The 10,370-nt window shown below is 65.6% G+C and carries 9 protein-coding genes; 3 read left to right on the top strand and 6 right to left on the bottom strand.

Annotated features, from left to right (window positions below; translation table 11 throughout):
- Positions 1-144 precede the first annotated feature (144 nt).
- Both GH737_RS10005 and GH737_RS10000 read left to right on the top strand, forming a co-directional pair.
- Positions 145-771 carry an NADPH-dependent FMN reductase gene (locus GH737_RS10005; protein WP_155264680.1) on the top strand — a complete coding sequence of 209 codons (627 nt, stop codon included), beginning with the start codon at positions 145-147 and terminating at the stop codon, positions 769-771.
- A 43-nt stretch (positions 772-814) separates the two neighbouring features.
- Positions 815-1,225, top strand: a complete 411-nt coding sequence (locus GH737_RS10000; protein WP_230558749.1) for a DoxX family protein — start codon at positions 815-817, stop codon at positions 1,223-1,225.
- Here the strand turns inward: GH737_RS10000 and kynU are convergent.
- Positions 1,218-2,441, bottom strand: a complete 1,224-nt coding sequence (gene kynU / locus GH737_RS09995) for a kynureninase (RefSeq protein ID WP_155264679.1) — start codon at positions 2,439-2,441, stop codon at positions 1,218-1,220. The genes GH737_RS10000 and kynU overlap by 8 nt on opposite strands.
- Positions 2,442-2,530: 89 nt before the next feature.
- The gene (gene dcd / locus GH737_RS09990) at positions 2,531-3,085 is read right to left on the bottom strand and encodes a dCTP deaminase (RefSeq protein WP_155264678.1); all 555 of its coding nucleotides are present in this window, start codon (positions 3,083-3,085) and stop codon (positions 2,531-2,533) included.
- Positions 3,086-3,281: 196 nt separating this feature from the next.
- On the opposite strand from dcd, the gene GH737_RS09985 reads away from it, so the two are divergent.
- The gene (locus GH737_RS09985; RefSeq protein ID WP_155264677.1) at positions 3,282-4,865 is read left to right on the top strand and encodes a replicative DNA helicase; all 1,584 of its coding nucleotides are present in this window, start codon (positions 3,282-3,284) and stop codon (positions 4,863-4,865) included.
- A 6-nt stretch (positions 4,866-4,871) separates the two neighbouring features.
- Here the strand turns inward: GH737_RS09985 and GH737_RS09980 are convergent, their stop codons facing one another.
- The 4 genes from GH737_RS09980 to GH737_RS09965 are packed head-to-tail and all read right to left on the bottom strand — an operon-like array spanning position 4,872 to position 9,940.
- The gene (locus tag GH737_RS09980; RefSeq protein WP_230558748.1) at positions 4,872-6,365 is read right to left on the bottom strand and encodes a L,D-transpeptidase family protein; all 1,494 of its coding nucleotides are present in this window, start codon (positions 6,363-6,365) and stop codon (positions 4,872-4,874) included.
- Positions 6,366-6,419: 54 nt separating this feature from the next.
- Positions 6,420-7,847, bottom strand: coding sequence for a succinylglutamate-semialdehyde dehydrogenase (gene astD, locus GH737_RS09975; protein WP_420853443.1), 1,428 nt, complete (start codon positions 7,845-7,847; stop codon positions 6,420-6,422).
- A 31-nt stretch (positions 7,848-7,878) separates the two neighbouring features.
- Positions 7,879-9,276 carry a protein adenylyltransferase SelO family protein gene (locus GH737_RS09970; protein ID WP_155264675.1) on the bottom strand — a complete coding sequence of 466 codons (1,398 nt, stop codon included), beginning with the start codon at positions 9,274-9,276 and terminating at the stop codon, positions 7,879-7,881.
- 40 nt (positions 9,277-9,316) lie between these two features.
- A complete protein-coding gene (locus GH737_RS09965) occupies positions 9,317-9,940 on the bottom strand; it encodes an SCO family protein (RefSeq protein ID WP_196233093.1) in 624 nt (207 codons plus the stop codon).
- Between the last annotated feature and the right edge of the window lie 430 nt (positions 9,941-10,370).

Here is a 10,370-nt window from a genome sequence, read left to right as displayed (position 1 = left end):
GAAGCCCGAGCGCCGCGACCGCGTGCGCGTCGCAAACCGCCGCGGCCGGCCGCCGAACATCCGCCACCAGTCGCGGCGGCGTTAGCGGCCCCTCGCAACCTTTCGCTCCGCGCGGGATTGAGATCGAAAAACCGGAGAAGCGCCATGGCCTACAAGATTGCGACGATCGTCGGCAGCCTGCGCGAGGAAAGCTACAACCGCAGGATCGCGCGGACGGTGTGCGCCATCCGCGGTGACAATCTCGATTGCTCGATGGTCGAGATCGGCGACCTCCCGCTTTACAACCAGGACTATGACTCGCTGCCGCAGCAGCCCGAGCAATATGTCCGCTTCCGCGACCAAATCCGCGCCGCCGACGGAATCTTGTTCTGCACGGCCGAGTACAACCGCGGGTTGCCCGGTGTCCTCAAGAACGCGATCGACGTGGGCTCACGGCCCTATGGCCAGAGCGTCTGGGACCAGAAGCCGGCGGCCATCATCAGCGGCTCGATCGGTGCGATCGGCGGCTTCGGCGCGAACCACCAGCTGCGCCAGTCGTGCGTCTTCCTCAACATGCCGGTGATGCTCCAGCCCGAGGCCTATATCGGCAACCTGTCCGACGACGACTTCGATGCACAGGGGTTGCTGAAGGACGGCAGCACCCGCGAGTTCGTCGAGAAGATCGCGCACGCGTTCCACGACTGGGTCGACATGATCCACCGCTCCCGCTCGCTGCTCGCGAAGGACGCCGCGCACGAGAAAGCGGCGGAAAAGCAGCCGCAGCCGGCCTAACCGTCGCTGGAGAGCTGCGGCCCCGATCCGCAGGAGAGAGAATATGGACATGACCTGGCTTTCGCGCCGGCAGCCGCAACTGCTCGCGATCCTCCGAATCGTCGTCGCGCTGCTGTTCATCGAGCATGCGACGATCAAGCTGCTGGGCTTCCCGCCCGGCGGCCAGCCCGGACTGCAGCAGGTTGGCAGCTTCTTGTGGATCGCAGGCGTGATCGAGATCGTCACCGGCGGGCTGGTGCTGGTCGGCCTGTTCACCCGGCTCGCCGCCTTCGTCGCGGCGGGCGAGATGGCGGTCGCCTACTGGATGGTCCACGCCAAGATGGGCTTCTACCCCGCGGTCAACATGGGTGAGGCGGCGATCCTGTTCTGCTTCGTGTTCCTCTATCTCACCGCGGCCGGCCCGGGCGCGTGGAGCGTCGACGGACCGCGTACCGGGAACGCGCCGATCAGGTGACCTTGGCCCGCGCCCTGAAGCGCGGTTGATCCCATTCGCGAGCCTCGAGAATTTCCGTGAGGATTTCGGCCGCGCGAACGACGTCGGGGTAGCGCGTGTAGAGAGGCGTGAACCCGAAGCGCATCAGGTTCGGCGCACGGAAGTCCCCGATCACCCCGCGCGCGATCAGCGCCTGCATCACCGCATAGCCTTCCGCGTGCGCGAAGACGATATGGCTCCCGCGCTGCGCAGGATCGCGCGGGGAGGCGAGGCGGACCTCCGAACCGCAGCGCGCCTCGACCTCATCGACGAACAGCCGCGACAGCTTGCGCGATTTCGCCTGCACGTCGCCCATAGCAATCCCGTCGAAAGTGCCGAGCCCGGCCTCGAGCGCTGCCATTGCCAAGATCGACGGCGTGCCGGTCAGGAAGCGGACGATCCCTTGGTTCGGCCGGTAGTCATCGACGAACGCGAACGGCTCCGCATGGCCCATCCAGCCCTGGAGCGGATTGGCGAGCTCGCCCTGGAGCCCGTCAGCGACATAGATGAACGCTGGAGAGCCCGGCCCGCCGTTCAGATATTTATAGCCGCAGCCGACCGCGAGGTCGCAGCCGCTGCCGTCGAGGTCGAGCTCGATTGCTCCGGCGCTGTGCGACAGGTCCCAGACGGCGAGCGCTCCGGCGGCGTGCGCGGCGTCGTTGATCGCACGCATGTCGTGAACGGCGGCGCTGCGGTAATCGACGTGGGTGAGCATGACGACCGCCGTGTCATCGTCCAGCGCACCGGAAACCTGCCCGCTGGGCACCGCTTTGACTTCGAGCCCGAGCATGTCGGCCAACCCCTGCGCGACGTAGAGGTCGGTCGGGAAATTCGCCTGCTGCGTGACGATCGTGCCGCGGCCCGGCCGCGCGCGCACCGCGGCGGCGAGCAGCTTGAACAGGCACACGCTGGTGGAATCGGCGATCAGCAGCTGGTTCGGCTTCGCGCCGACGACTGGGCTGAGCTTCGCGGCGATCGTCGTTGGCCAGTCGATCCATTCATGCTTGTTCCAGCTCGAGATCAGATCCTCGCCCCACTGCCGCTCCGCCGCTTCCGCCAATGCCGCCGGCGCCGCCTTGGGCAGCGCGCCGAGCGAATTGCCGTCGAGGTAGATGACGCCCTCCGGCAGCGAAAATCGCTCGCGCGCGAAGGCAAGCGGATCCGATGCGTCAAGTTGCCGGGCTTCGTCCAAGGTCATGCTACGTCAATGTGAGCACCGAAGGTGCGCGGCAATCCCCGGAATTCGTGTGAACAAATGCACTGCGGCGCGGCGCCTGCAGTCGAAAGTTAAAGCTTCGGCAGCGTGACGCCCGTCTGCTTCATATATTTGCCCGCGCGGTCGGCGTAGCTGACCTCGCACGGCTCGTTGCCCTGCAGGAACAGGAACTGGCACGCGCCTTCGTTGGCGTAGACCTTGGCCGGAAGCGGCGTGGTGTTGGAAAACTCCAGCGTCACATGGCCTTCCCAACCGGGCTCGAGCGGCGTCACGTTCACGATGATTCCGCAGCGAGCGTAGGTCGACTTGCCGAGGCAGATGACCATCACGTCGCGCGGCACCCGGAAATATTCGACCGTGTGGGCGAGCGCGAAGCTGTTGGGCGGGATGATGCAGACGTCGGTCGTCCGGTCGACGAAGCTGTTCGACGCGAAGTCCTTCGGGTCGACGGTTGCCGAGTCGACGTTGGTGAAGATCTTGAAGTGATTGGAAACGCGCGCGTCGTAGCCGTAGGACGACAGGCCGTAGCTGATGCAGCCTTCGCGCCGCTGGGCCTCGACGAACGGCTCGATCATGCCGTGCGCCTGCGCCTGTTCGCGAATCCAGCGGTCGGACAAAATGGCCATGCCGAACATGGGTAACGGGGCCCGCTGAAGGCTTCAATTTGGGCTGGATTATTTCTGTGGATGGGCCGCGGGCGAGGAATTCGGCACTTCCTGCGAACGCTCGCGCGAGTCGTGCACAATCAATCCACAGGCGACATCGACCGTGCTACATATGTTCCGGTTGGGTGTGGGGCCGGAACACGCCTAGGGATTGGTCATGGCCGAAGTGATCCGCATCGCCGAGTCTGCGTCAGAACCCGGAACTCCCTCTCTCCCGCAGAACGTCGAGGCCGAGGCCGCGCTGCTCGGCGCGCTGATGATCGACAACCGGCTGGTCGAGGACATCCAGCTCAAGCTCAAGGCCGACCACTTCTTCGAGCCGCTGCACGGGCGCATCTACGAGGCCATCCTCAAGATGACCGACGCCAACCGGATCGCCAATCCGGTAACTTTGCGTCCACTGTTTGAAACTGACGAAAATATAAAAGAGGTTGGCGGCGTCGCATATTTGGCGCAATTGACGGGATCGGGCGCGGCCGTGATCGGGGCGCGGGACTTCGCAGGGCAGATCTATGATCTCGCGTTGCTCCGTGCGTTGATCGGCGTAGGTCGCGACCTGGTCGAAGGCGCGCTCGACACGAGTGAGGACGTTGCCCCCCTCGCTCAAATCGAGCGCGCCGAGACCGAGTTGTACAAGGTCGCCGAGGAGGGCGGAGCCGAGGGCAGGGCAAAGTCCTTCGCCGACGCGACAAAGGAAGCGCTGGCGATGGCCGAGCGCGCGCTCAACAGCGGCGGCCATCTGTCCGGCTTCACGACCGGGCTCGAGAGCCTGAACGCCAAGATCGGCGGCCTCCACAAATCGGACCTGATGATCGTCGCCGGCCGCCCGGGAATGGGCAAAAGCGCGCTCGGGACCAACATCGGCTTCGCCGCCGCGCAGCGATTCATGCGCGACATGGAAGACGGGATCGAGCCGGAGAAATCGGCCGGGGCCCCGGTCGCCCTGTTCAGCCTCGAAATGTCGGCCGACCAGCTCGCGACTCGTATCCTCGCCGAACAGTCGGGGATCAGCTCGGAAAACCTGCGCATGGGCAAGATCAGCCAGCAGGAGTTCCGTTCACTGGCGCGTGCCGCGGCGGAGCTGCAGAGCCTGCCGCTGTACATCGACGACACGCCCGGTCTCACCATCGCCGCGCTTCGCACGCGCGCCCGGCGGCTCAAGCGGCAAAAGGGCATCGGCATCGTCGTTGTCGACTATCTCCAGCTGCTCCAGGGAAGCGGCAGGAACAGCAACGACAATCGCGTCCAGGAAATCTCCGAGATCAGCCGCGGCTTGAAGCAGCTCGCCAAGGAGCTGAACGTGCCGGTGATCGGCCTGTCGCAGCTCAGCCGCGCGGTCGAGCAGCGCGAGGACAAGCGTCCGCAGCTTTCGGACCTCAGGGAATCGGGCTCGATCGAGCAGGACGCCGACATCGTGCTCTTCATCTACCGCGAGGATTACTATCTCGCCGCCAAGGCGCCGGCCGAGGATCACCCCGACTTCGCCGCGTGGCAGGAGGAAATGGGGCGTGCCTACGGCCGCGCCGAAGTCATCGTCGCCAAGCAGCGCCACGGCGCGACCGGCAAGGTCCGGATGAGGTTCGATAGCCGGATCACCAAGTTCAGCGACGCGGTCGACGAGGGCTATCTGCCCGAGGCGCGCGGAAAGCCTCTGAAAGCTCTGGGGAGGGGGGATGAGGGCGCCGACACAGGGTTCCCATCGAAGTACTACTTTGACGGGGTCCAGGGTCGGCGCCCTTAGTCGCTGTTACGGCCCAATATCGTCGCTGCTCTTTGGCTGCTGGATTTTGCGCGGCGGACCAGGCGCGAGCTCGAGCGCCTTGGCGACGTTTTCGTCCCAGCCATAAACGTCCGGACGGAACTGGATCCGCGAGCCGTCCCAGAACGCCGTGTGGTAAAGCAGCCGGACCGGGATTTCACTGGGCAGCTTCACGAACGTCTCCTCGTCCTTTTGCATCGCCTTCTGAAACTGGTCGAGGACGCCTTCCTGCCTGGCCAGAGCTGTCGCGAACTGGATGGCATTTTCCACCCTGACGCAGCCGTGACTGCGATGACGGTCGGACTGCTCGAACAGCGCCTTTGCGGGCGTGTCATGGAGATAGATCGCCTGGTCGTTTCGCATGTCGAACTTGACCAGCCCGAGTGAATTCTTCGGTCCGGACTGCTGCACATACATGCCGTCCTTCATCACGAAGTTGTTCCTGGAGAGCCACGCCTGTCCTTTGTCGGCCAGTTCCTTCTCGCCGATGCCCTTGGGCACGGTCCAGGTCGGGTTGGCGACCAGACGGTAGATCGGCGACTGGAGCTGGGGAGTCGGCTTGTCGGTTTCGCCGTTGATGACCTTGCGATGATCGACATGCTGACCGTCGCGCCAGTAGTCCATGGTCGATGCGGCGGTGTTTACGTCGATCCGAGTCTTCGGCGGCTCGCGCTGCAACCAGCGCAGCCGTTCCATCGCAACCGCGAGCTGACGCGCCCGGGTCGCGGGCCCGGTGCTCAGCGCGCTGATGGTGTCTGGCCCGAGTATGCCGTCGGGTTCCACCCCGGAATCGGCCTGGAACTCCTTGACCGCGGCAACCAGCGAGGGCGTGTAGGCGGCTGGCGCCGCCGCGTTCGCCGGCTTCTGAGGCTGCTGCGCGTCCCGGGGCTGGGCTCGCTGGTCGTCGGAGAGATAGCCGCCTGCCCGAAGCACGGCGACGATCGCCGGAATGCGCGGATCGCGCGCTCCCGGCTTAATCGGCTTGTCGCTCGGGATTTCCTGCTGGCCGGCGTCGCGGACCTGCGCCGCGTAGCGCGTAAACGCGCGGCTCAAGGCCTTATATTCGTCCGTTTGCGGGGCCAGCGAGTTCAGCCATTCGCCGACGTTGCCGTTTTGAAGCGCTTGCTGCAGGCCCGCACGCACGTCCGTGTTCGCACGCGGAATGGTGTAGACTTCGTGCAGCTTCTTCGGGTCGGTGTACCCGTTCGCCAGCGCGGAGGCATAGTTCAGCGCGGCTTGTGCGAGGCCCTCTCCGCTCTCTCCCCCCTTTAGGAACAGGTCGGGTTTCAGGCCGTGCGCGGGAGCTCCGGCGATTGCCTCGCGGATGTCTTTCTCCGCCTTTTCGTCAAGCGCGAGTCCCGAAGGCGCCGACGCGTTTGCGTCCGACTGGTTGGAGTTGGTCTCGCCCATCGAACAGGCGGGCAAGACCGCGGTGCACAGGGCAAGACCGAGGGCCGTGCCGATCCATTTGCTTTTTCTCACAGCCGCTTGAACGCCGCGCGCGCGCAAAGGGATGCATGGTTGTTTTTCGGGAGCTTAATCTTCCTGCAGGTTCGGGTTGCGCATGCCCTCGCCAATGGTCGCGCGGGCGCGGTCGGCCTCGACGCTGGTCACCGGATAAGCGCAATAATCGGCGGCGTAGAAGGCGCTTGGCCGGTGATTGCCCGAAAGCCCGATGCCGCCGAACGGTGCGTTCGACGGGGCGCCGTTGGTGGGCTTGTTCCAGTTGATCACGCCGGCGCGGACGTTCGCCCAATATTTGTCGTACATCGCAGGCGTGCCGCCCACCAGGCTCGCGGCGAGCCCGAACCTCGTGTTGTTGGCCTCGTCGATCGCGGCGTCGAAGTCCTTCACGCGGATGACTTGCAGCACCGGGCCGAAAATCTCCTCGTCCGGCCGATCCTTCGCATCGGTCACGTCGATCATGGCCGGGGTGAGATAGGGGCGATCCTCGAAGCTTCGGTCGAGCCGCCGAAGCGGCTTGCCGCCCTTCATCATGAGGTTGAGCCACTGCTCCTGGACGTGGTCGGCGGCGGCATTGTCGATCACCGGGCCCATGAAGGGCTGCGGGTCGGCGAACGGCTGGTCGACGATCAGCCGGTCGACCAGCTTGCCGATTACGTCGAGCAGCTCGCGGTGCTTGCCGTCCTCGACGATCAGCCGCCGAGCCGCCGTGCAGCGCTGGCCTGCGGTGAGATAGGCCGACTGGACCGCGATCACCGCCGCGGCTTCAATGTCGGTCGCGTCCCACACCACCAGCGGGTTGTTGCCGCCGAGCTCGAGTGCGAGGATCTTCTGCGGGGTGTCGGCGAATTGCTTGTGCAGCGATGAGCCGGCCCGCGCCGAGCCCGTGAACAGCAGCCCGTCGATCCCCGGCTGACCGGCGAGCGCGCGCCCCTCGTCGGGGCCGCCGATCAGCAGCCGGACCGCGCCCTCGGGAATCCCCGCCTCGTGGAAGCAGCGGACCAGGAACTCGCCCGTCGCGGGAGTCTTCTCGGAAGGCTTGAAGACGATGGCGTTGCCGGCGATCAGCGCCGGGACGATGTGGCCGTTGGGAAGGTGCGCGGGGAAATTATAGGGGCCGAGCACGGCGAGCACGCCGTGCGGCTTGTGGCGGACCGCGATGCGGTTGCCGAGCGCGGCTTCCATCTTCCGCATCGGCGTTCGCTCGGCATAGGCCTCGATCGAAATCTGCACTTTGTTGACGACCGCGCCGACTTCGGTCCGCGCTTCCCACAGCGGCTTGCCCGCTTCGCGTGCAATCAGCTCGGCGAACTCGCTTTCCTTGCCGCGCACGACGTTGGCGAAGCGGCGCAGCGCCTCGATTCGAAAGGCGTTGGAATGCGCCGCCCAGGCCGGCCACGCGGCGCGCGCCGCGGACACTTCGGCCGCCGCATCGCCGGTCTCGCCGGACCAGACCTCTTCGCCTGTCGCGGGATTGGTGGACGTCAGCACGTGAGGCACGGCTGTTCGCTCCACCACCTCCGCCCGTTCGTCAAGCTGCTGTTGCATGCTGTTCCATCGCCTCGCCCATTCTCCGAATCTCGTTAACTTTGCGTTTAATCGGTTCCCAGTCGTCGCGCTCGGCAATCGCCGACCAGATCGCCTCCACCTCCTCGATGTGCATCGAGCAGGGCGCCGGATCGGACCAATAATCATGCGACCGGCTAGGGACAGTCCCTTCTTCCTCGGCGACTGTCCTTCCGAGCAGTGCGGCGAGCTTGCGAAACTCTTCGCGGGGATAGGCTTCGATCCCCGGATCGAGCCCGCCGCGCCAGTCGAAAAAGACCCGGTCGATCGGCTGCGCGCGCGTCGCCAGCGCGTTGATCAGGGCGGCCGCGACCTCGCGGTCCTTATCGCCCGCCGGGACGCCCAGGCGGCGCAGCATTGCGTCGACCAGCGCTCGCTCGAACTGTCCGCTCCATCCGGCGAGCAGGTCGGACAGCGGCGCTGCTTGCGCGACCAGCGAGAGGCAGCCGGCGAGCTGCGCCAGGTCCCATTGGATCGCTTCGGGCTGCCGGCCGAAGGCGTAGAGTCCGTAATGGTCGAAATAGGCAGCGGTGAAGTCCGGGTCCCAGTCGGGCGTGAAGCGCCACGGGCCGTAGTCGAAGCTCTCGCCCGTGATGCTGATATTGTCGCTGTTGAGCACGCCGTGAACGAACCCTGCAGCGAGATAGGAGCCGGCGAGCCTCGCGGTCGCGCTGCTAACGAGGTCGAACAGCCGCAGCGCGTTTTGCGCATCGTCGGCCGACGGCTGCTCGGCATAGAGATTCTCGAGACAGTAGCGGATGAGCTTCTTGATGTTGTCGGCCTGGCCGAAGTAGGCGAGCCGCTGAAACGTGCCGATCCTGATGTGACCGTGGCTGAGCCGTGTCAGCACCGCCGAGCGCGTCGGCGATGGCTCGTCGCCGCGTTCGAGCGCCTCGCCGGTCTCGAACAGCGCGAAGCTCTTCGACGTGTTCACTCCAAGCGCCTCGAGCATCTCGGTCGCGAGCACTTCGCGCACGCCGCCCTTGAGCGTCAGCCGCCCGTCGGCCGTGCGGCTATAGGGGGTCTGCCCGGAGCCCTTGGTCCCGAGGTCGAGCAGCCGGTCGCGCTCGTCGCGCAGCTGCGCGACGGTGAATCCGCGGCCGTCGCCGATCTCGGGGTTGTACACCCGGAACTGGTGGCCGTGGTAGCGCAGCGCCAGCGGCTCCGGCAGGTTGTCGGGGAGCGGCTCGAACCGGCAGAAGTGCCGCGCCCACGCGTCATCGCCGAGCTCGAGCCCCACGCGTTCCGCCCAGCGACGGTTGAGGAACCGCGCAATGCATTGCGGGAATCGTGCCGGCTCTACGGGGTCGTAGAATTCGGGCCCGAGCGCCAGCAGTTTGGGGTCGGGCCGGTAAAATGCCATTGCTGCCCAAGTGGCGTCTGGCAGCGCATGTTCCAAGGCTTCACCCGACGAGCAGCATGACCTTCGCGAGTGCTGCCGCGTCGGGCTCGTCGGGGGATATGGTCGTCTGGAACTTCCCGTCGCGGTCGAACAGCAGCACCAGGGCGCTATGCTCCACCTCCTTTCCGGGGACCGGATGGTGGGAAGGTTCGGCGAAAATGCCGTATTGTTTCTTCACCTTGTCGATCTGCGCCTGCGAACCCGTCAGGCCGATGATCGGTGAGTTGAACAGACCGGCATATTGCCCGACTTCCTTCGGCCCGTCGTTTGCCGGGTCGATGGTGACGAAGACGATGTTGAACTTGTCCTCGCCGCCGGCTTGGTTCCTGAGCTTCACCATGCGCGACAGCGTCGTCGGGCACACGTCGCCGCAGCGCGTGAAGCCGAAATAGATGGCGTAGGGCTCACCCGCGAGCCGCGCGCTCGAGAAAGGCTTGCCGTCGCTGCCGATGAGCGTGAAGGGGCCGCCGAAGCTCGATTGTGCCGGCGCCGACGTGTGCGGTCCCGTAGCCGCCCGGGGGATCAGGAGCAGTGCCGCGGCCCCCGCGACTGCCAAAGCGACGATCAGCCACAGGAACAGGCGCACCTGCTTCAACTTCGATCGAGGCGGATTTTCCTGGGTCACTAGGCGGCACGAACTCGATTGCCGCCTAGTCCAGGCTGAGAATGAATCCAAGCGAAGCAGCGGCACATGCGCGAACTTGTCGCGCCCCGCGCTTATCATCGGTCAGTGATAACTTTGGATAAGCCGCGGCAATCACGCGCGATTGAGTTCTCATTTAACGCGTTGACTCTCAAACCACTCGGTTCATCCTTTCGCTGCCGAGTCGGCTGTGGCGGCTCGGGCGCGCGTTTCGGCGAAACGCGGAAAAGCGAACGGGGGGCGGTTCGTGATAGATCAGTCGGGCTACCTGCTGGCCGTCGTTTCATCGCTGCTGGCGGCCGATCCCGGCCCGGCGGCAGCCCAGGCGCAGACCAATCCGCCGCCGCCGCCGAGCCGCGAAGAAATCGAACGCAGCAACGTTCCGCAGCAGCCGCGCGCGCCGCGGGCGCGG

Source organism: Sphingomonas segetis (assembly GCF_009720245.1).
GTDB lineage: Bacteria > Pseudomonadota > Alphaproteobacteria > Sphingomonadales > Sphingomonadaceae > Sphingomicrobium > Sphingomicrobium segetis.
This window is presented reverse-complemented; position numbering and strand designations above follow the sequence as displayed.